The 21,697-nt window shown below is 50.1% G+C and carries 21 protein-coding genes; 13 read left to right on the forward strand and 8 right to left on the reverse strand.

All coding sequences use genetic code 11. The annotated features are described in order from the left end of the window. The first annotated feature begins 88 nt into the window (after nt 1–88). The 6 genes from rsmA to GCWU000325_RS02760 all read left to right on the forward strand — a co-directional run bounded on the left by rsmA (nt 89) and on the right by GCWU000325_RS02760 (nt 5,365). Nucleotides 89–904 (forward strand): 16S rRNA (adenine(1518)-N(6)/adenine(1519)-N(6))-dimethyltransferase RsmA, encoded by an 816-nt coding sequence (rsmA, locus tag GCWU000325_RS02735; RefSeq protein WP_006254508.1) that lies wholly within the window; start codon nt 89–91, stop codon nt 902–904. A 423-nt stretch (nt 905–1,327) separates the two neighbouring features. Beyond that, complete coding sequence (locus GCWU000325_RS02740) at nt 1,328–1,477, forward strand: hypothetical protein (protein WP_154646556.1); 150 nt, start codon at nt 1,328–1,330, stop codon at nt 1,475–1,477. Nucleotides 1,478–1,504: 27 nt separating this feature from the next. After that, nucleotides 1,505–2,614, forward strand: a complete 1,110-nt coding sequence (locus GCWU000325_RS02745) for a sulfotransferase family protein (protein WP_006254511.1) — start codon at nt 1,505–1,507, stop codon at nt 2,612–2,614. A 2-nt stretch (nt 2,615–2,616) separates the two neighbouring features. Then, nucleotides 2,617–3,306, forward strand: coding sequence for a DedA family protein (locus tag GCWU000325_RS02750; RefSeq protein ID WP_006254512.1), 690 nt, complete (start codon nt 2,617–2,619; stop codon nt 3,304–3,306). A gap of 83 nt (nt 3,307–3,389) precedes the next feature. Next, nucleotides 3,390–4,286 (forward strand): DUF3316 domain-containing protein, encoded by an 897-nt coding sequence (locus tag GCWU000325_RS02755; protein WP_006254513.1) that lies wholly within the window; start codon nt 3,390–3,392, stop codon nt 4,284–4,286. After that, on the forward strand, nt 4,283–5,365 hold the full coding sequence (locus GCWU000325_RS02760; RefSeq protein WP_006254514.1) for a S41 family peptidase: 1,083 nt from the start codon (nt 4,283–4,285) through the stop codon (nt 5,363–5,365). Before GCWU000325_RS02755 ends, GCWU000325_RS02760 begins: the two co-directional genes overlap by 4 nt. Here GCWU000325_RS02760 and GCWU000325_RS02765 read toward each other — a convergent pair. The 3 genes from GCWU000325_RS02765 to ric form a co-directional block, all read right to left on the reverse strand. Beyond that, a complete protein-coding gene (locus GCWU000325_RS02765; RefSeq protein ID WP_006254515.1) occupies nt 5,328–5,753 on the reverse strand; it encodes a hypothetical protein in 426 nt (141 codons plus the stop codon). The genes GCWU000325_RS02760 and GCWU000325_RS02765 overlap by 38 nt on opposite strands. After that, a complete protein-coding gene (locus GCWU000325_RS02770) occupies nt 5,750–6,973 on the reverse strand; it encodes a 3-phosphoshikimate 1-carboxyvinyltransferase (RefSeq protein WP_006254516.1) in 1,224 nt (407 codons plus the stop codon). Before GCWU000325_RS02770 ends, GCWU000325_RS02765 begins: the two co-directional genes overlap by 4 nt. Before the next feature lie 423 nt (nt 6,974–7,396). Continuing rightward, complete coding sequence (ric, locus tag GCWU000325_RS02780) at nt 7,397–8,131, reverse strand: iron-sulfur cluster repair di-iron protein (protein WP_006254518.1); 735 nt, start codon at nt 8,129–8,131, stop codon at nt 7,397–7,399. A 234-nt stretch (nt 8,132–8,365) separates the two neighbouring features. Between ric and cysQ the strand changes: the two genes are divergently transcribed. Further along, the gene (cysQ, locus tag GCWU000325_RS02785; protein ID WP_006254519.1) at nt 8,366–9,178 is read left to right on the forward strand and encodes a 3'(2'),5'-bisphosphate nucleotidase CysQ; all 813 of its coding nucleotides are present in this window, start codon (nt 8,366–8,368) and stop codon (nt 9,176–9,178) included. Nucleotide 9,179: 1 nt separating this feature from the next. Beyond that, nucleotides 9,180–10,733: an SLC13 family permease gene (locus tag GCWU000325_RS02790; RefSeq protein WP_006254520.1), complete on the forward strand. Its 1,554-nt coding sequence runs from the start codon at nt 9,180–9,182 to the stop codon at nt 10,731–10,733. An 84-nt stretch (nt 10,734–10,817) separates the two neighbouring features. On the opposite strand, the gene GCWU000325_RS02795 is transcribed toward GCWU000325_RS02790, so the two are convergent. Next, a complete protein-coding gene (locus tag GCWU000325_RS02795; RefSeq protein ID WP_006254521.1) occupies nt 10,818–11,828 on the reverse strand; it encodes an aspartate-semialdehyde dehydrogenase in 1,011 nt (336 codons plus the stop codon). A 377-nt stretch (nt 11,829–12,205) separates the two neighbouring features. On the opposite strand from GCWU000325_RS02795, the gene GCWU000325_RS02800 reads away from it, so the two are divergent. The 3 genes from GCWU000325_RS02800 (at nt 12,206) to GCWU000325_RS02810 (ending at nt 15,318) form a co-directional block, all read left to right on the forward strand. Continuing rightward, nucleotides 12,206–14,242, forward strand: a complete 2,037-nt coding sequence (locus GCWU000325_RS02800) for a cation:proton antiporter (protein WP_006254523.1) — start codon at nt 12,206–12,208, stop codon at nt 14,240–14,242. A gap of 271 nt (nt 14,243–14,513) precedes the next feature. Next, complete coding sequence (locus GCWU000325_RS02805; RefSeq protein ID WP_006254525.1) at nt 14,514–14,885, forward strand: hypothetical protein; 372 nt, start codon at nt 14,514–14,516, stop codon at nt 14,883–14,885. Nucleotides 14,886–14,916: 31 nt separating this feature from the next. Beyond that, nucleotides 14,917–15,318 carry a hypothetical protein gene (locus tag GCWU000325_RS02810; protein WP_006254526.1) on the forward strand — a complete coding sequence of 134 codons (402 nt, stop codon included), beginning with the start codon at nt 14,917–14,919 and terminating at the stop codon, nt 15,316–15,318. A gap of 132 nt (nt 15,319–15,450) precedes the next feature. Here the strand turns inward: GCWU000325_RS02810 and GCWU000325_RS02815 are convergent, their stop codons facing one another. Together GCWU000325_RS02815 and GCWU000325_RS02820 are read right to left on the reverse strand one after the other, a co-directional pair. Continuing rightward, nucleotides 15,451–16,248: a hypothetical protein gene (locus GCWU000325_RS02815; protein ID WP_154646557.1), complete on the reverse strand. Its 798-nt coding sequence runs from the start codon at nt 16,246–16,248 to the stop codon at nt 15,451–15,453. A 44-nt stretch (nt 16,249–16,292) separates the two neighbouring features. Then, complete coding sequence (locus GCWU000325_RS02820; RefSeq protein ID WP_006254528.1) at nt 16,293–16,655, reverse strand: hypothetical protein; 363 nt, start codon at nt 16,653–16,655, stop codon at nt 16,293–16,295. 366 nt (nt 16,656–17,021) lie between these two features. On the opposite strand from GCWU000325_RS02820, the gene GCWU000325_RS02825 reads away from it, so the two are divergent. After that, nucleotides 17,022–18,287, forward strand: a complete 1,266-nt coding sequence (locus GCWU000325_RS02825; protein ID WP_006254530.1) for an AAA family ATPase — start codon at nt 17,022–17,024, stop codon at nt 18,285–18,287. Between the two features lie 8 nt (nt 18,288–18,295). Further along, nucleotides 18,296–18,991 (forward strand): RloB family protein, encoded by a 696-nt coding sequence (locus GCWU000325_RS02830; protein ID WP_006254533.1) that lies wholly within the window; start codon nt 18,296–18,298, stop codon nt 18,989–18,991. A 66-nt stretch (nt 18,992–19,057) separates the two neighbouring features. Here GCWU000325_RS02830 and GCWU000325_RS02835 read toward each other — a convergent pair whose 3' ends face one another. Both GCWU000325_RS02835 and GCWU000325_RS02840 read right to left on the reverse strand, forming a co-directional pair. Further along, nucleotides 19,058–20,149 carry a TraB/GumN family protein gene (locus GCWU000325_RS02835; RefSeq protein ID WP_154646558.1) on the reverse strand — a complete coding sequence of 364 codons (1,092 nt, stop codon included), beginning with the start codon at nt 20,147–20,149 and terminating at the stop codon, nt 19,058–19,060. Nucleotides 20,150–20,168: 19 nt separating this feature from the next. Continuing rightward, the gene (locus GCWU000325_RS02840) at nt 20,169–21,515 is read right to left on the reverse strand and encodes a TIGR00341 family protein (RefSeq protein ID WP_006254535.1); all 1,347 of its coding nucleotides are present in this window, start codon (nt 21,513–21,515) and stop codon (nt 20,169–20,171) included. Nucleotides 21,516–21,697 lie beyond the last annotated feature (182 nt).

Genomic DNA, 21,697 nt, shown 5'->3' on the forward strand with positions numbered 1-21,697 from the left:
GCGCCGGCAGAAAGGTTTCGGCAAAGTTTGGCCCACTGCCCGCGTTACGCTATCTTTGCAATTGCGAAGATAAACAAAAAACTACAAGATGCGCGCAGTAAAACCGAAAAAAAATCTTGGACAACATTTTCTGACCGACTTACCTACGGCGCAAGCCATTGCCGATACGATCGACGCCTGCCCGGATCTGCCCGTCTTGGAGGTAGGACCGGGTATGGGGATGCTGACTCAGTTTCTTCTACCCAAGGGGCGGGAGACGAAGGTCGTGGAAATAGATCGCGAGAGCGTAGCCTACTTGCTAAATCGTTGGCCGGCGCTCGCCGACAACATATTAGGCGAGGACTTTCTACGGATGGATTTAAGCAAGGTCTTTGGTGGCCGGCCTTTTGTATTGACGGGCAACTACCCTTACGACATTTCTTCGCAGATTTTCTTTAAGATGCTCGACTTCAAAGACTACATTCCTTGCTGCACGGGTATGATTCAGAAGGAGGCGGCCGAGCGCATCGCTGCCCCGCCGGGGACGAAGGCTTACGGCATCTTGAGCGTACTCCTGCAGCGTTGGTACAGTGTCGAATATCTCTTTACGGTCGAGCCGCATGTCTTTAATCCGCCGCCCAAAGTGCGCAGTGCGGTGGTGCGCATGACGCGAAACGACGTGACCGACTGCGGATGCAACGAGCAACTCTTGCGCCGAGTGGTCAAGACGAGTTTTAATCAGCGCCGCAAGATGCTGCGCGGGAGTTTGAAACCCTTGTTTGCGCAATTGAACAACGAGCAAAACAAGGTTTTGGATCACACGGATTTTCTCCTCCCGCTGACGATGCGCCCCGAACAACTCTCCGTCGAGCAATTTGTAGACCTCACGAATCGCGTAGAAGCCGAAATGCAGCGCGAAGGGTAAGTTCGCGTGTTTTATCGACCGACAAATCGTCGGCCACTCATTTATTTTTTTAGGCTACGGCCGCTCCGTTTGATGCTGCGTGCGCGAAAAGCGCGCCAAACGGTGCGGCCATAGTCGTATTTGGTTGGACGGAAAATGCGTAGGTCGCGAAAGAGATGGGTAGCGGCACAGGCTGGTGCGCGCAGTGCTTAGCGCAGTTTCACGAAGTCTTTACCCGCCTTCCGACAAAGGCTACAGCTCACCGCTAAATACCACTTTATCAACGTCTTCTCCTCTAAAACAAGCAAACAATATCGTCTCTTTTTATCTCATCTTACAGAAACGCCGATCGTTTGCTCCCACCAAACGATAGTTTGCTGCCGCCAAACCATAGTATGCTCCCACCAAACGATGGTTTGCTCCGACCAAACAATAGAACATACTATGCGGACGAAAGAAAAAACCGTCCGCCGCTTGCCGAAGTCAGGCCAAGACGGCGCCGCGCGAAAGGGGCAGAAAGCCAAGCCGGACATCGTATTATGGCATACGAAACACGGAAAAAACGAAAAGAATATTGTACTTTCGCAACGTTAATGTACGCATCGCATATACAACATTGATATGGGACTTATCGAATTTAGTAAACTGCCGGTCAACAATCTTGTTGGAGCAGATTGGAAAACCTTTCAAGCAATCACCAACGGGCAAGACATAGGTAAGCACTATCGCACGAAATATCGGTTGACGAAAGCCGTCTGCCGACTCCTCTCTTTGCTGGCTCCGCTGCAGGAGAAGCGCTTCCAAAAGAAGTTGGCCGAAAAGCCGTTGGAACACGCGCCGGTTTTCATCCTTGGTCATTGGAGAAGCGGAACTACGTTTGTGCATAACGTACTCTCGTGCGACAAACATTTTGGCTACAATACGACGTATCAAACGGTCTTTCCGCATTTGATGATGTTCGGGCAGTCGTTTTTCAAACAAACGATGTCGTGGTTAATGCCTTCGCATCGGCCAACAGACAATATGGAACTGGCAGTCGACTTGCCGCAAGAGGAGGAGTTTACGATGACGAACATGATGCCATATACGTATTACAACTTCTGGTTTTTGCCGCAGCGAATGCGCGAATATGCCGACCGCTTCTTGTGCTTCGAAAATATTAGCGAGGAGGAGCTGCGCACATTTGAGGAGACGTTCGTGAAAATCATTAAGATCAGTCTTTGGAATACGGGCGGCACGCAGTTTCTTTCAAAGAATCCGCCGCACACGGGCCGCGTTCGCGAACTGGTACGTATGTTTCCCGACGCGAAGTTTATCTATCTGATGCGCAACCCTTACACCGTTTTTGAATCTACACGCTCTTTCTTCACCAATACGATACGCCCGCTGCAGTTGCAGGACATCGCGGAAACAGAATTGGTCGATAATATTCTCTATGTCTACGAGAAGTTGCACAGAAAGTATCAGTCGGAAAAAGCGTTCATACCTGCGGGAAATTTAGTGGAACTCCGCTTTGAAGATTTTGAAAGCAACGCCTATGCACAGACGGAGATGCTTTATCAAAAGCTGAGCATACCGGGCTGGGAAGAAGCGCAGGCGGCTATCAAACAATACACGGACGCTAAGAAAGGCTATCAAAAGAATAAATATGCGTATAAGCCGGAGACGGTAGCGCTCGTTAATCGCCACTGGGGCGACATTGTTGAACATTGGAACTACGAAAAGTTATAGAAATGGACTCTTCAGTAATCATTGCTTGGGTGTTGGCGCACCTTAATTATTGGGTCGTGGCGTTGTTTATGGCCATCGAAAGCTCGTTTATTCCTTTCCCGTCGGAAGTTGTGGTTCCGCCGGCTGCGTGGAAGGCGATGACGGATCCGGATATGAACATCGTGGGCGTCGTTATCAGTGCTACGCTCGGCGCAGACATAGGTGCTTTAATCAATTATTATCTGGCGCGATGGCTGGGGCGCCCTTTGGTCTATCGATTTGCACGCTCGCGCTTCGGCCACATACTCTTGATTGACGAAGCCGGCGTGAAGAAGGCGGAAGATTTCTTCCGCCGCCACGGAAAGGCGTCGACCTTCTTCGGGCGCTTGGTGCCGGCCGTGCGCCAATTGATCAGCATTCCGGCCGGATTAGCCGGAATGAAGCTGCGCCCCTTCCTGCTCTACACGACTTTAGGTGCGGGGGCTTGGAATACGATCTTGGCCATCATAGGATGGGCCATCTATCGCTTCACGGACCTCAAAACGCCGGAGGATGTCGTTACTTTGGCCACGAAATACAGTCACGAAATTGGCTACGTACTACTAACGGCTGCCGTTCTCATCGTTTGTTTCCTCGTTTACAAAGGCTGGAAGAAGACGCCTGAGGCGCAAGAAGACGAGAACGAAGCCGAGGAAGAGGAGAACGAGGATTAAGCCCGGCATTTTAAGTTACAGACATATATACATGCGTCTAAGGACGGCCGCCGCCGGACCTCGTCGGCGCAAAAACAAATCAAATGAGGATAAAATCGCAGCGCATTAAGGCTGCTTCAATCATCATCGGCTGGCTTTCAAGTTTGGCGTTCGGCGCTTCAGCCCAAAATCCTGTGCAAGCAGATTCGGCGCAAACGCCGTACGACTCCGCTATTGCGGAAGCACTCTCCGGCAGCTTTATTTGCCTCTCTGCGCCGCGCACGACGGAACATCAGTGGCTGTTTAGCATAGGCGGTGAAAACTTGCTCGACACTTATCTTTCGCCCTTGGCATATAAAGGTACGACGATGGGCACAAGTTTTCGCACCGAGCGCTTTACGCATTTCGGCGCCCAACGCTGGACGGTGCGCGCCCGATATTCGCTTCACGCAGCCTATCTCGCTTCGCCCACCGACAACGGCAAGGAATGGGACGCCTTACTTAGCGGAAGCGGCGCCCTTCTCTACAATTTTTCGCTCTATACGGGTTGGCGCTTTGCCGCGGGCGGCGCATTGGAAGGTCAAACGGGCTTTACTTACAACACGCGCAACGGAAATAATCCTGCGCAGGGACGAGCTGCAGTGGCCTTCGCCGCAACGGGACTCGCGGAGTACACGCTCCGCGTCGGCAACAAACCGATACGCATCCGCACGGAAGCAGATTTTCCGCTGGTGGGTTTGATGTTTTCTCCCAACTATGGGCAATCGTATTATGAGATCTTTTCGCTCGGCCACTACGACAAGAATGTGCGCGTCACGTTCCCGGGCAACGCGCCGGAGGTCCGATGGACCACCACCCTATCCTTACCTTTCCGCAAGGCCCGCTTATCCATCGGTTACGAGGCCGACATTCACCAACGCCGCGTCAACGGTTTGAAATATCACGCCTGGAATCACCGTTTTTTAATCGGATATACGCGCCATATATACGTAGTCAAATGAAAACACCTCTTTGTTTGCGCCATTTCTTTCCCCCTTGCGCCCTACTCCGCCGCCGTTTGCGCCCACTCGCCTCCGCCGGATTGTGGCTTTTACTTGCTTTCACGCCGGCGGGCTGCGTTACGGAGGAAGTACCTTCCGATACGCGCCGCGGCAACTTTGAATCCTGCTGGAAGACGTTGGATGAACATTATTGCTTTTTTGAAGAGAAGCAAAAAAGCTTTGGTTTGGATTGGAATGAGGTCCACGCCCGCTACACGCCGATGATCAATGAGCGAATGACGTCGCGCCAATTATTTGAAGTGTTGGGAAAAATGGTCAACGAACTCCGCGATGGGCACGTCAACCTCTCGGCGGCGCACAACGTGAATCGCTACGGCGCTTGGTACGACAATTTTCCGATGAACTTCAGCGATTCTCTGCTGCATAAATACTTGGGGCGCGCCGACGAGTACTACGTAGGCAGTTCGTTGGCCTATCGTGTGCTCGACGACAACATAGGTTACGTCCGCTGCAGTACGTTCGACTACGCCTTTGGCAATGGAAATCTGTCAGAAATGTTGAAAACGCTCGGCCCTTGCCGCGGATTGATCATAGACGTGCGCAGCAACGGCGGCGGAATGCTGACCTCGGCGGAGCAATTGGCTTCACTTTTTTTCAACGAGCCTATGGTGCGCGCTTTTATACAGCACAAAACGGGCAAAGGACACAAAGATTTCTCCGCGATGCGCCCCATCACCATCCGCCCCTTCGCAGGTCTGCGCTGGCAGAAGAAAGTTTGCATCCTCACCAACCGACGCACGTTCAGCGCCGCCAATAGTTTTGTAGCCTTTCTTAAAGGTTTGCCGAACGTAACGGTTGTAGGCGATCAGACGGGGGGCGGCGCCGGACTGCCTTTCAATGCAGAATTGCCCAACGGGTGGCATTTGCGCTTCTCCGCCTGCCCAATGTATGATGCCGAAGGCCTATCGACCGAAGGCGGCATCCGTCCGGACGTCAAAGTCGACATAAGTTCGGCCGACTACGCCCGCAGTTACGATACGATCATCGAGCGTGCGCGGGCCCTACTTCGCGAACAATAGCCAGCGCCTTTGGTTTTAAGGTTGCCGGCAATTGGATGCCGCGTTTGTGCAGTGAGCGTAGCCAGCCGTGCACGTCCGTTTTCAGCATCGTATCCAGCACTTCTGCAAAAGCAGCTGTCTGTTCAGCCGTATATTGATCCGAACGAATGCCTTTGAAAACGTCTAATTCCTCATCGTCATAATACTCTGCCGGTTCCTGAGGCGCAGCGAGCGCACAGTTCATCGTGCATACATCCGTCAAGCCGCAAGCCGCCCGCTGCGGCTGCTGCGTTTTCGGCTCCGAAGGTGCATTTTCGCTCCGCCCGCGCCTTTGTTTGTAATAATCATATAAGCCAAACAAAGCCGCAAAACCGAAGAGCGCCAGCAAAGCATATAGAAGTACGGTCATTTCAACAAAGATTGGAGGGCTTCCCAAAAGCCCGGGTAAGACTTGTTCACAACTGCCGGCTCGGCAATCTGAAGACCGGGAAAGCGCAAGGCGCAAGGGGCAAAGGCCAATGCCATGCGATGGTCCTCATACGTAGCCACGGGCTGCAAGTGTGCAGGCGCGGAAGCGTAAGTCACGGAGCGGATGGATTCATCGTTTTCTACCGCCACGGTTATTCCCAGTTTGTCCAACTCCCTCGCCAAAGCGGCTAAGCGGTCGGTCTCTTTGATGCGCAGGGTCTGCAAACCCGTGAAGCGGAACGGGCGTTGCAAAGCGGCACACGCCACCACGAGCGACTGCGCCAAGTCGGGCTGTCCGCTCAGGTCAAATACGATTGCGCCCGACTGCATCTCCGTTTTTTCCAACACAGCCCCCTCGGCGCAAAAGGTCGTTTTGACGCCCAAGGGCAAGAAATAATCTTGCACGCGCGCATCCCCCTGCCACGTCTCCTCGCGCAGACCGCGCAAGAGCAGGCGGGCGGCGGGGTCGGTCGCTAAAGCGACAGTTTCGTACCAGCAAGCCGCACTGCTCCAATCGATTTCCACCCGATACCGGGCCGTCGATTGATAAGGCGCAGGCGCTACGATGAGCGTATCTTCCGCCTCCCATCCGGCTTGGGCGCCAAAGTGGCGCATCAGGGCCAAAGTCATATTGATGTAGGGGCGCGATACGATGGTTCCCTCCAAGCGGAGGCGCAGCGAACTTGATAAATAAGGGGCAATGAGTAAGAGTGCCGAAACATACTGCGAACTTACACTACCCGATAAGTGCAAACAGCCGCCGCGAAGCTGCCGCCCACGAATTCGCAAGGGCGGAAAGCCTTCCTTTTCCGTGTAATCTATGTCAGCACCGAGGCTGCGGAGCGCCTCTACAAGCGGACCTATGGGCCGTTGCTTCATTCTTTCGCTCCCCGTAAGGCAGTGCGCTCCGCCGCTGGCGGCATAATAAGCCGTCAGGAAGCGCATCGCCGTACCTGCCCCTCGTATGTCGACCTGCGCGGCCGACGTTTGCAGTGCTTGCGCCAACAGGCGCGTATCTTCAGCTTGCGAAAGGCCCTGCAGCGTATAATCTCCATCCGCCAAGGCCGCGATGATGAGTGCCCGATTGCTCAAACTCTTTGAGCCGGACAAGTCTACGCTCCCGCGCAACGTGGATGGGAAGTATAAAGGATCAGTAACCATACGCTAACAATGGGCAAAAATACAGATAAATTGCGAAACTGTGGGTGCAAAAGCCGAAGAGCCGCGATCTCGGTCAGCGTTGCACGGCATGGCGTTTGATTTTGGAGAAACGAAAAGTGGGCGAAAAGCGCGCCCATCCCGCCTATTGCGCTTACGCTCGTGAGGTGAAACCTTTTTTATCACGAAATGAAGCCTTTTTTATCACGAGCGCAAACCTTTGTTGTCGTGATAAAAAACTCAGCTGTTGCGCCGGGAGCCGTTTGTTGCGCACGGCGCGCCGTAAAAAAGTCAACATCGGAGTGTGCCTTTCAAGACGTCACCTTCGCCTTTCGCCGCGCAATTAAAAAAACGGCGGAGCACCTTGCAAGACTCCGCCGTTCGCCTCTGCCCCTTTCCGAAGAAAAGGACTGAAAGCCCGTATATTCAGGCCACAGATGCCGCCTCGACGGCTATGGCATCCGGGAAAATGATGTTGTTTTCCAAATGGATGTGCTCGTGCAGATTGGCCTCGAAAGTCTTAATCTTGTCGAGCAAAAGCCGATAAGAGGCACACGCGTCAGCCGGCGCGGTATAGTTGTTCGTCAGCGCCGCAATGTGGCGATAACGCTCACCCTCGCCGTCGTGTTCCGCCTCCATCACGTTGATAGGCATAGCTATCGAGCCGCAATGGAAAGGCATCGGGCGCTCGCCCCGCGCGATGGCTGCATACATTTCATACATGTAGGGGAACAATACCTGCTCTTCTTTCTGCAAATGCTCCTCAAGTGCTTCCAAAGAGCCTTCGAGCAGCCGCGCAACTTCGTGCAACTCGGGATGATTTTCAGCATGAACCTGCTCAACCTTGTGCATCAGCGAAAGCATCTCAGGGCCGTCGCGACGAATGCCGCGATGATGGATCTTCAAGACGTAATCTATCAATAAATCCGTCGGCCATTGCTTAAAATCGGGGGACGTTCCCGGCTGCGCATGCAAGCCATCAAGTGCGGCAGCTACACGCTCAGGATCGGCATTGGCCTTGCCGACCGCCTCCAGATAGTTGTCAGCGCCGTGACAACAGAAATCGACTCCAAAATGATGAAACACGTCAGCCGCAGCATAGTTGTCAGCCACGATTTCGCCTACCGTTCGCGAAGCATACTTGGAAATGTTTTGTTTCATTGTTAACCTCCTTATCTTTATTTGCCGGCAAAGGTATTGGCTGCGCGACCGGCTGAGCGTAACATAAGTAACGCACCCTTATATTTTAATGTTTATTTACTGTTTTCGCATTGTGCGCGAAAATCTTCCGTTAAAAGCCGAAGAATCAGCAGAGAAAGGGCGATAATACCACGTCATTGGCTTGGTTTTTTGTTAAGTTTGAGTTAATTTTGCGGAACCAAAAAACCATTCATTATGTACAATCCGACCGGTTTCCTGCGCGCGGCTCTTCCGGCTGCGCTTGAAGCAGGTAAAGCTATATTGGAGATTTATGCTCAACCCACTGAAGGTTGGGAAATAGAAGAGAAAGCAGACCATACGCCACTCACGCTTGCCGACCGACGCGCCAACGATATTATCATGCGACACTTGCACGCCACGGGACACCCCATTCTGAGCGAAGAAGGGCCACTTCCCGACTATGAAGAGCGTAAGAATTGGCCGGGCCTTTGGGTCGTGGATCCGCTGGATGGGACTTCGGAATTTCTAAAACGTAATGACGAATTTACAGTCAACATCGCCTGGGTGCAAGACGGACGCCCGATGGCCGGCGTCATCTACTTGCCGGTAACACATACGCTTTATTTCGGTATGGAGGGGATGGGGGCATTCAAAGTGGGCGACGTGACCGTCGCTAAATCAGAAGAGGAACTTATTCGTGCAGCGCAACGCTTGCCCATTGAAAAGCAACACGAGGGTTTCGTGGTTGTAGCGTCGCGCTCTCACCTCTCCGGCGAAACGGAGGCTTACATAGACTTGCTGCGCAAAGACCATCCGGACTTGTCTTTAATATCTGCGGGCAGTTCGATGAAACTCTGCCGCGTGGCAGAGGGATCGGCCGACGTCTATCCGCGCTTCGCGCCTACGATGGAATGGGACACGGCAGCCGGCGATGCGATCGTAAGGGCCGCCGGCGGAGAGGTGGTCGACACGGAACGCCACCAGCCGCTCGTCTATAACAAGGCCGATCTGCGCAATCCTGATTTTATCGTAACTTGCAAGAGCTGATATGGCTCACCCGATAGCCTTTGCCATCTTAGTATTGGTCGGCATCATTGCCACGCTGGTACGGGACCGCCTGCGCCCCGGATTGGTGATGGCTTCAGGGGCTGTCGTCTTCTACTGTGGCGGACTACTCTCCACGAAAGAACTCTTGGAGGGCTTCGCCAACAAGGGCTTGATGACGGTAGCCTTGCTCTTCCTTATCAGTGAAGGGGTGAGGCGCTCCGGACTCTTGGAGAAGTTTGTGGGGCATATATTGCCCAAACGCCATACTTCGGTTAAGCGCACCCAACTCTTATCCTTGCCTTTCGTAGCCTTTATTTCAGCCTTTCTGAATAATACGCCGGTAGTGGTTATCTTCGCCCCGATGCTGAAACGCTGGGCGGAACAAAAGCATTTGTCGGCTACGAAATTTTTAATTCCGCTCTCTTACGCCACGATTCTGGGAGGTATGTGCACGCTGATCGGAACATCGACCAACTTGGTGGTAGATGGTTTGGTGACGGAGGCAGGTTTTCCGGGCTTTTCGATGTTTGAGATTGGAAAGGTGGGCATCTTTATCGCCTTTTTCGGATTGCTTTACTTGATTCTCTTTAGTGATCGACTGCTTCCCGAAGCGCGCGAGCCGATTAACTTGGCCGACGCGGGTAATTTCAAGGGCAAGGATCTTCAGCGTATAGAGGTGGTTCTGTCGGCGCGCTTTCCGGCAATCGGACGATCGGTCTTCGACTTCGATTTCAAAAAGAAATACGGGGCTTTTCCCATAGAAATATCGCGCGGAGGTAAGACGATCTTAATGCGGGATATGCGCAAGTTGAATTATCGTGAGGGGGACACGGTCGTATTGATGGCTGACCGAAACTTTATGGAGAACTGGGGCGATTCTTCTTTCTTCTTAATGGTCTCCGGCGAACAGGAGACGGAACCAAAGATGGCGCGTTGGAAGAGATGGACGGCGCTGGGCTTGCTGATCACAATGATCATCGGCGCAACGCTGGGCGAGATGAATAAGGGGGAAGCCGGCGGCAGTTTCCGGCCGGATATGTTCTTCTTCGCCGCAGTCGTAGCCTGCTTAATGGCTTGGCTTCATATCTATCCGCCAAGGAAGTATACGAAATTTATCTCTTGGGATATTCTCATTACCATAGCCGGGGCCTTTGCCATCAGCAAGGCAATGCTTAACTCCGGACTCGCCGGCGCCATCGCGCAGTTTGCCATCGGGCTGACCGATCGGTTTGGGCCTTTAATCTTGCTGGCCGTGATTTTTATCATCACCGACTTGTTTACAGAATTGATGACCAACAACGCGGCAGCAGCCTTGATCTTTCCAATTTCTTTATCCATTGCCGAAAAGATGGGCGTTAGTCCGACGCCTTTCTTTATCACGATTTGCATCGCCGCATCTACGAGTTTCGCTACGCCTATCGGCTATCAAACAAACTTGATCGTGCAAGGCTTGGGCGGCTATCGGTTTGCTGATTTTACACGCGTAGGCCTCCCGCTCAATATCTTGGCTTTGGTCATTACGATTCTGCTCGTGCCGATATTTTGGCCGTTTTAGGCAATTTACGGTATAAGCAAAACAAAACGCCCACCGAAAGCTAACTGCTCCGGTGGGCGTTTTGTTGTATCCTTATGATAGGGATTATTTTAATTGTCCTACTTTAATCAAATACTCGGCTATCTGCACAGCATTGAGGGCTGCGCCTTTGCGAATCTGATCGCCCGTGAGCCACAAGGTGAGTCCGCAGGGATCAGCAAGGTCTTGACGGATGCGGCCCACATACACGTCGTCGCGACCGGCACTTTCAAGCGGCATAGGATAGCGCCCGTGAGCGGGATCATCGACTAAGGTGATGCCCGGCGCAGCGGACAAAGCGCTACGCACAGCCTCGACGGAGACAGGCGCTTCGGTCTCTATCCAAATATTCTCGCTGTGAGAACGCAGACTGGGGACGCGAACGCAGGAAGCGCTGGTCTTCACGTCGGAATGGAGAATCTTGCGCGTCTCGTAATACATTTTCATTTCTTCCTTAGTGTAGTCGTTGTCGGTGAAGACGTCGACTTGCGGAATCATATTGAAAGCCAACTGATGGGGAAACTTATCGACCTTTACTTCCTCCCCGTCGAGCACTTGACGACACTGCTCTTGCAATTCTTGCATCGCAGCTGCTCCGGCGCCCGATGCGGCCTGATAGGTAGAGACGCGGATGCGCTTAATCGGCGATAGGGCTTGAATCGGTTTCAAAGCCACGACCATAATAATGGTAGTGCAGTTGGGATTGGCGATAATGCCGCGTGGACGAGTCAAAGCGTCTTCGGCGTTACATTCAGGCACGACCAAGGGAACATCGTCCTCCATACGGAAGGCACTGGAGTTGTCGATCATCACGGCACCGTGCTTGGTAATCGTCTCGGCATAGCGCTTCGAAGCACTGCCGCCGGCAGAGACAAAGGCAACATCCACGCCGCGGAAATCGTCATTCTCTTGCAGAAGTTTCACTTCATAATCGCGGCCTTTGAAAGTATAGGTTCGGCCCGCACTGTTTGGTGAGCCAAAAAGAAGGAGTTCGTCTACGGGGAAGTTTCGCTCGGCCAAGACTCGCAAAAACTCTTGCCCGACAGCGCCGCTGGCGCCTACTATTGCTACTCGCATATTGTTCGTTTGCTAATTTGTTATGTCCTTTTCTGAAAGGAAATGCTACTATTCAGAAGACGGAAGGATAAATGCTCCGTCGTATTGTCGGCAAAATTAGAGATTTTAGGGCGAAAGACCTTATTATGCGGAAGAAAATTCGTTACTTTGCAAAAAATAACAGGCCGCGAGCGTTCTTTCCGACAAACAAAAGGAAAGCTTCGGCAACTTTTGGCGGTTCGGCTGTGCGCTGCGCATTTTAGTAGACACAAAAAAAGAACTATGCACTTCGCTTCAAGTGGGCGAATAGGACTTAGCTCAAGCAGGCAAGTCTCTCGCCAAGTGAGCGAGCAAACTTAGGGCTTCCCCTCTCGCGACACAGACCATACATTATATATATGATCCCTTTACCCATCACTGACCCCACGTGGATTTTCTTCATTGTCCTCGGCATCATTCTGATTGCGCCGATGATTTTGGAGCGCCTGCGCGTACCGGCCATTGTGGGAATGATTGCGGCCGGCGTATTGATCGGCCCGCACGGCTTCAACATCTTGGCTCGCGATAGCAGTTTTGAGCTCTTCGGCAAAGTGGGACTATATTATATTATGTTTCTCGCAGCGCTCGAAATGAACTTGCAAGATCTGTGGAAGATACGCTACAAAGCCTTGGTCTTCGGCCTGCTGTCCTTCATTATCCCGATAGCTTTAGGCTTCGGCGCCAATACGCTCATCTTAGGTGCTTCGGTCGTCGCAGGCGTTTTGATGTCGGCGATGTATGCTTCTCACACGCTGGTTTCTTATCCGATCATCTTGCGCTATGGCCTTTCGCGGCGCGAGAGCGTCAATCTCGCGGTAGGCAGTACGATCGTAGCTGATACGCTGACGCTTTTAATGCTGGCCGTCGTAGGCGGATCTTTCAAAGAGGCGCATTCCGACTTCTTTCTCCTTTGGTTAGTCTTAAAGACGATAGCTATTGGTGCCACGATCGTCTTCTTATTCCCGATGCTCGCCCGCCTTTTCTTTAGAAGTTTCAACGAGGGCGTCATACAATATATATTTGTCTTAAGCCTCGTCTTCTTAGGTGCAGGCTTGATGGAGTTTGTCGGAATGGAAGGCATTTTGGGTGCTTTCTTAGCCGGCTTGGCTCTCAACAAACACATTCCGGCCACGAGTCCGCTGATGACGCACATCGAATTTGTCGGCAATGCCTTGTTCATTCCTTATTTTCTCATCGGTGTGGGAATGATTGTAGACGTCGGCGCGCTGAAAAGTATTGAGGCCGTGAAGATCGCCCTCGTTATGATCATCGTCAGCACACTGGGCAAATGGCTGGCCGCACGCGTAGTTCGGCGGGTTTATCACTTGCATAAAACGGAAGGAGCTTTACTCTTCGGTCTGACGAATGCGCGCGCCGCAGCCACCTTGGCTATTGTTATTGTGGGCTACGAGATACATCTGCCCGACGGCAGCCGACTGCTCAACGAGCAGGTCTTAAACGGGACGATGCTCTTGATCTTGGTTTCTTGCCTCATTAGTTCGCTCGTCACGGAGCGCTCGGCGCGCAAGTTGGCCTTAGACACGGAGGAAGCGCCCGCCCGCCCCGATACGGTGCAGCCGCATATGCTCATCGCCTTGAGTAATCCGACGACGGTCGAGCCTTTGATAAATATGGCTTTACTACTCCGCTCTACGCAGAAACGGACGCTCATCACGGCTGTCAATATCATCAGAGACGACAAGCCCAATGCGCAGGAAAGAGGCCTGCAACTCCTTGAAAGGGCGGCGCAGATAGCGGCCTCGGCCAATGTGCACGTACAGACGCGCAGTCGGTGGTCGGTCAACATCGTCAGCGGGCTTTCTCACTCGATGAAAGAGGCGGATGCCAATGCGCTGATGATCGGACTTCACCACAAGGCGCACTTATTTGAGAAGTTCTTTGGTCGCTTGGCCACGGACCTTTTCCGCGCCGTCGACAAGCAGATCATCGTGTATCGTCCGCTGTCTTCGCCCAACACGATTCGCCATTTGCAACTCTTTGTTCCGGACAATGCGGAATACGAACCGGGCTTCGCGGAATGGGCCGCCCACATTGCCCAATTGGCAGGGCAGTTGAGCTGTCGGATCAACGTGCACGCCGGCAAGCATACGCAGCGAGCGTTGAAAATCTTCTGGGCAAAACAGCGCTATAGCTTGCAGGCTACGTATAATGAGTATACCGATTGGGACAACTTCCTGCCCTTAGCCATACAAACGCGCGAAAGCCATTTGGCCGTCTTTATCATTGCGCGGCCGGGGACGCTTTCTTATCAAAACTACTTTGCGCGAATGCCTGAACAGTTGGAGCGTCACTTTACGGCGCGCAACTTGATGATCATTCTGCCGGCTCAGTATCGCGGCACTTACGGCCGAGAAGATGCTTTGCCACCCGCCTGAGCGTACAAGCGCTAAGCTATTGCTATGGACTATGCTTTGCCTAAGCCTTTAACCTCTTGTTATCTATCAGAGTATGTATAAGGAGAGATAACATTCCACTTAAATAAATAAACCCTACCACAAAAAAAGGAAGAAATAGCGCTTTAATGTAAACATTAAGCCTATCTTTGCAGCACCTTACGCTCATAACGCCCCGCATTGCTCGAGACAGAAAAGAGCAATAGTCAAATAAAGACAACCGACAAAACGGCAAACTATCAATCTTAATAATATGAAAAAGACATTGTATACATTGCTCCTCACCCTGCCGCTACTTTTCACCGGTTGCGGCGAAACGGGCAACTATGGCTATCCAAGCAAAGTTGTTCTGACCAAGAGCGGAGGCAGCAAAGAAGTAAAAGGAAATGATGCCCCTTATCTTATCGAAATACGCGATTACAATGGGAGTGGAGAAGTAAGTAAAGTATTTGGTGCCGCTGGCGATTCAATGATTGTAAGTTACCAATGGCTTACCATCAAAGCCAAGAAGGGCGACACCAAACTCCAACTTATTGCCACTCCCAAACAGTCGGGTAAAAGTAGGAAGCTTTACGTTCACGCCCCCATTACGGATAGTGAAGCTGAAATCAAAGTTGTACAGTAAACGAGACCTCGTTTCTAAAAAAACAAACATTATGCATCAACCCAATAAGCAAACAAGAGGAGCCTTCCTCGCCTTACTCCTCACCCTGCCGCTACTTTTTGCCGGCTGCGGAAAGACAAGCAATTATGGCTATCCGAGCAACGTAAACTTCAGTAATGCCGGAGGCAGCAAAGAGATTAAAGGCAATGATTCCCCTTATCTGTTAGGTATAGCAGACGATGACGGAGACGGCGAAGCTGCTCAGATTCAACAAGACGGCGACTCAATGAACGTCACCTATCAATGGCTTACCATCAAAGCCAAAAAAGGAGAGCATAAGTTCACGCTGATTGCCCAACCCAAGCAAGGCGGCACCGGCAGAACCTTACGTGTCTATGCGGGCACAGACCCCACAGATATGGATAATATGGCTACGATTAAAGTCGTGCAATAACCCCACGACCCCATACGCAAAATGCCTGCTTCTTTAAGGAAGCAGGCATTTTTTATCCTTGAATCTCCTCGAAAATCAAGCGGCTTTGTTCAAGAAAGCGCACACAGTAGCAATAAAACAAGTAGCGCCGACTCAACGCATTGCATTCACTTGGCTTTCAATCTCTTCAGGAGATATAAAAAACGTAACCCGCTTGACCGACTGATCACTCCAAAACACCAGTTTTATACCCAAGTGGGCCCGGATCAGCGTGTTCGCAAACGCATTCACGCCATCATCTCCCGATATTGTTATTTCATTCAGCACCATAGTTTTGATCACATCCTCGCCGTCTTTATCATCCACCATATTCAAAAGATTGATCGTTAAAACGGATTCGTCAGTTTTAATCTTATACACCAGATTGTCCTTTTCCAGATACAGATCTGTCAGCGAAAGCCCATCGCCCCATTCTTGAGGCAATGTTTTCCTCATCTCTTCAACGATCGAAGGAAGCTGATCAGGATTCACAGACAAGCCTTTCGCCAGTTCCAATTCGGCGGCAGTCATCGCAAACACAGTCTCCTTTTTGGAGGGCATTGCTCTTATGTTCACCTTCAGATTCAAGCCCGTTTTGGCAAAGAGCGCCACCTCTGCATCCTTCGCTTCATACAGCATCTTCACAAAATTACCCTTATAAAGCGAAAGCATGGTCTTAAACTGCTCAAAATCGCCTACCTGCTCGTCCGGCACATCTATATACATCACGAAGTCGTTGTCTGTAACCTCAACTTGCGTTATCTTCACACCGTTATCATATTTCTTAGGCAACTTTTTCTGATAGGTTTGGATCAATTGAGCAAACTGCACACGAAGTTCTGCCGGCGTCTGTGCCTCCAAACCCAACACACAGAGCATTGCTAAAACCAGACTTAAATAAAACTTTTTCATATACTGCAAATTCATTATTTCACATATACACTTTGTCTTTCTGCTCATAGGCCTGATGCACCCGCACCGCAAAAACCGCACAAGCGGCGCGTCTGCTGCGCCCGCCCAAACAGCAGTAAGCGCGTAGGCAGCACACACTTTTGACGAATAAAGCGGCCCAGCCTCCCCACGGCTATGCGTCCCGCCATCGGCCTATTAGCAAAGGCAAAGATATGTATTATCATCCCACCACGCAAGCCTTCCAAGAGAATCGACAAACCTATCTGTTTCAGCGAAAAGCGTGTCCCAACTTTGCCCGAACCGTTGGGACAAAATTTCCAAGCCTTGAAAAAAACCTCCCAAGCCTTAGAATTAAAATCCGCAACCTTGGATTTTTTACACCAACCGCTTGCAACAAAAACGATCACCGCACCTAATTTTTACGCCCACGCACCTCGCCCGCGCTCGCTCCGTTCCCGCAAGCACTCTCCCGCTATCCGCCATCAAGCAATGCTCATACAAGTGGACATCCCCCCTAAGGTTCGCTCCTGCTCTCCTTATTTCCCCATCAATTCTCATCCCCACTCGCCAAGCAGCCATAGTTGACAATCCGTCTCCACTATTCCTAATTTGCACGAACTTGAGGAGAACAGCACTTTTCAATACGTGCAATTTAACGTACCCTCTCCTTTTTGGGTAAAAAATACAACTGGGTGCACAAATATGAGTTTTTTTCTCATATTTAATAGGCAGCGAAGAGAATCCATCATATCTTTGCAAAAAATATTTGAGGCATGTTAGTTAACTTCACCGTCAAAAATTATCGTTCTTTTAAGCAAGAACGCACTTTTAGCATGGAGGCAAGCTCCATAAAGGAGCATAAAGCATCTGTGATCAGAAATAATAAATACAACTTACTTCCCCTAACTATTTTTTATGGCGCAAACTCCAGCGGCAAGAGCAACCTCATTCAAGCAATTGCCTTTATGCGATACATCATCGAACATTCCGTGCGTCTGAATGTAGGTGATACACTTCCCTATGATCCTTTTGCCTTGGACGAGAACTCTAATTCGCAGCCTACATCATTTGAAATACAATTCATTAAAGGTGAAGCCCTTTATCGCTACGGCTTTGAATATAACGACACTACTATTATCTCTGAATGGTTGTATGAAAAACGGTTTGGCGAAAAAGAGTATGAGCTTTTTGTACGTTCACGAGATGCAATAGCAGTCTCACCAACAAGATTTCCAGAGGGTATGGGAAAAGAGGATTTGACTAACTCAAATCGATTATTCCTCTCACTTGTAGCCCAGCTAAAGGGTGAGAAATCCAACTCAATAATGGGCTGGTTCGGACAATGTTATCCCCTCTCAGGAATAAACAATGATCGCTATGTAGACTTTACAAAAAAAATGTTTTTAGAACATTTAGAAGGAGCTGATGAGGCTTTGAACTTCTTCAGTACATTGCAACTAGGTTTTTCTCGTTTCTCGGTAGAGAAAGCCAATATACCTAAAGAGGTATTGGATAATACACCGGATCCGATAAAAGCAGAGCTGGAAAAGGGCTTAGCAGAAGGCACTATCATTGAATCGACAACCACTCACAACATTTATGATGAGAACGGACAAGTGATTGGTGAACGCAAATTCTACAAAGATGAAATGGAATCGGAGGGGACTAAGAAAGCAATAGAGCTTTCCGGCCCGATTTTCAACACCTTGAAAGAAGGGAAAATACTCATCATAGATGAATTGGATGCGAAACTTCACCCGCTTTTGACTCGAAATATCGTACTCCTTTTTATGGATCCGGAGAAGAACAAGCACGGCGCACAGCTTATCTTTGCTACACACGACACCAATCTACTTGACTTAGATATTATTCGTCGCGACCAAATTTGGTTCGCAGAGAAGGATAAGGTAGAGTCTACAGACATCTACTCACTTGTTGAGTTCAAAGATGAAGAGGGAAAGAAGATTCGCAACGATCGCGACATTAAGCGCGATTACATTCGCGGACGTTATGGTGCTATTCCTTTTATCGGGAAATAGGAGTTGCTATGGGATATTCGAGAAAGGAAGAAATCGCAAAGCTAAAGCGAGAACGACGAAAAGCTAAGGCCTCCCAAAAGCGCAGGGAGAAAACGCGAAAGAAACTTGTACGATTCTTAATCGTCTGTGAAGGTACGAAGACAGAACCACATTATTTTGAAGCGCTTATTAAGGACCACACCTCTACTGTTCGCGAAGTAACCATCGAAGGCGAAGGTCGGGCAACGGTAGCCTTGGTTGACAGAGCACAAGCAATAAAGCAAGAGTTAGAACGTAAGAACGCAATGGCTTTTGATCGCGTGTGGCTTGTATTTGATAAGGATAACTTTAATGATTTCAACGAAGCCATAAGGAAAGCAAAGAAGTTGGGCTTCCAATGTGCCTGGACCAATGAAGCTTTTGAACTATGGTACAATCTACATTTCGAGTATCTTGACACAGGCATTGAACGCAACGCTTATATTGAAAAGCTTCAAAAGTTCTTTAGAAAGAAAATGGGAGATACAAACTTCGAGTATGAGAAAGGCAACCCCAACATTTACCGTTTACTTCAACAACATGGCAGTGAGGGCTTAGCCATACGTTATGCTAAGAAACTACGCACATTATATAAAGGCACAGACTACGCAAACCACAAACCTTGCACGATGGTCGACAAACTTATAGAAGAGTTAAAGCACCCGGAGAAGTTATTGAAAGAATAGTGACAAAGGGATAACATTAATGTACCTCTAAATCTTTTTTAGAGGCTACAAATCGACGAGGATCTTTCAGAGTCGCACAGCTTCGATCGTATAGCCTTCCTGATGGAGCGCTTCGAGGATGCCCTGATCGGAGGGAACGCCCGTAAGGTGAAAGAGACCGACGACAAAGAGCGTAGACTTCTGCTTCATCATCGGCCGCATCGCTTTCAGCCATCTTTTGTTGCGAGGAGAGATTTGGAGCTTTTCTGCCGCCTGATCTATAGCCTCGCCATTACTCTTCACCATTACTTCGACTGCACGTCGGCTATCTTGCGCCATATAAGCCGTCAAGAGACGCTCCCAATCTGCGCAAGAATTCTCCAATGCGCTCAGAACAACAAGTAATAGTTTGGCCCGCTCCGCGACATTACCCATCGATGCTATATTGGTGCGGAAATTACTAAGAAAGGTAGAATCGATCTTTACCTCGCTAAAGTCCATAATGAGCGAGGGCAGCATTTCTTTCTGATATTCGAGCGATTCCAACTGTGCATATTCTTTATGAAGGCTATCGGCCAAAGTGCCCATATAAAGATCTATCACTTGCGACTTACTCTCAGGCGACATTCCCATCCGCCCGTAGCCCATTGCCTTAAACATATATAAGGCCATTTGCTGCATAGGCAAGGCTATGACGCCCGGATCGTAACGCCACCAACAAGAGTCAGCGCCACTGATATAATGCTCCAAATGATAATGATGAATGAGCGAATCGACCAGATGAAAAGCTTCGGGCGAGACAACTTGTAACTGACTGTCGGCAGGCAGCGTAATGTGCGGAAGCAACTGCTCCATAAGTGCTTTAGACGCAGCTTCATTTTTCCGATTAAACGCTTCCAACTGACGAACGTCGACTTCCGTAACAATACGATCAACGCCGGAAGCAATGTTCATAAAAGCACGACTGCGAGTAACAAACTCGTGGGGCAAGACGTGAAGCGCCCCGAAAAGATAGGAAGGTTGCGTCAAACCCTTGCCCGAGATGCGATACATAATCGCACTTGGAATCGTATCCGCAGGCGTAGGCGGCGCAACTTGTGCAACTAAGCCGGACAGACTCGCCAAGCAGAACATCAGCACAATAAGCGGGCGGCATAAAGTGCACCGTCGCATCGTCATTGTACGTATTATTATAGCGTTATGGTGTAATGAGCAGGCGCAGGCTGTCGGCTTTTGTGCGCACTTTCAACCAGTTTTGCAACTGCTTTCGCTCTGTCTTATCCAAGCCTTTAGGACTTCCCACTACGGCCAAGACGTATTGGCGAGCTGAAGAGGTATCAGTGCGTGCTTCCGTAACACGCGACAAACTGATGCTGGCTACTGCGGGATAAACGGCTTTTACTTCGTGGCGAATGTCTATGCCCAATTGACTATACTTCGCATAGCCTTGCAGTAGTCCCTCTAAGCGACTGATTTGCTCGGCCTGCATAAGCAACTTCTGATTGTCGACATCGCTTCGACCCGCGCCCTGCTGAAATGCTTGGCTCAACAGCAAACTCTCTGAATGAGCGCCTTGAATGATGTGCAAGCGATAAGCTCCCAATTCGTAGTCAGCCAAGCGCGCTTGTGCTCGCTTTATAGCTTCAGAAGTAATGGGGCTGCCCAAGGCTACGATATTGAGCTGTTTAGTCTTCTCATCTATTTTCCGTGAAAGTATTTGCGTCCCCTTAAAAGTTAACTCGTTCTTTGTAAACTTTCGCATATTGCTATCCAACACACTCTCGCGAATGATCTGAACCGTCATATAGGCCGCGGGCAACATCGTAAGCACGACAATGCCTATGATGTATCTCTTCACCTTTGAAAACCGAGCAGCGTCAATAAACTGCTTACGTCGAAACCGCAGCATCCTCACACCGACAAATGTGGACAAAGCGATGAAGACCGTATTGATAAAGTAAAGATAAAAAGCGCCGAAGAAGAAAGAGAAGTTGCCCATAGCCAAGCCATAACCGGCCGTGCAGAGTGGCGGCATAAGCGCTGTAGCAATGGCTACACCCGGAATTACATTGCCCTTTTCTCCAACAGAGAGTGCCAAGATGCCGGCAGCCCCGCCACAGAGCGCAATCAGTACATCGTAGAGCGTGGGCGAAGTGCGCGCCAACAGTTCAGATTGTGCCTCGGTCAGCGGCGTAAGCAAGAAATAAATGGTCGCTGTAATCACACTAATGGTTGTAGCTACCAGATAATTCTTCAGCGAACGACTCAAGAGCCTTGAATCATTAATACCTACGGAGAGTCCCATTCCGACAATCGGGCCCATCAATGGAGAGATAAGCATGGCGCCGATAATAACGGCCGTCGAGTTAACATTCAAGCCCAGCGAAGCAATAAAGACCGCAAAGACGAGAATCCAAAGGTTTGCGCCGTAAAACGTGACACCTCTACTAATGTCCTGTATGATTTCTTCCTCATTCTCTTTATAAGGCAAGGCGTTGAAACATCCTTTTACGACTTGCCAAAGCGTCTTGTCTGTGTGTTGCATAAGATAAATTGTATGATGATAATAATAAATCATCGGCAAAAATACGAATTATTTGCCTACGACAAGCGCCACAAAACGAAAAAAAGAATCCGCTTGACGCCATTTTCCGCCACGAGCGCAGCATTTGTATAATTGCGCCCAAGAAAAGCGCGGCAATCCGTCAGCACAAGTCGAGGTTTATG

The sequence above is a fragment of the Alloprevotella tannerae ATCC 51259 genome, assembly GCF_000159995.1.
GTDB lineage: Bacteria > Bacteroidota > Bacteroidia > Bacteroidales > Bacteroidaceae > Alloprevotella > Alloprevotella tannerae.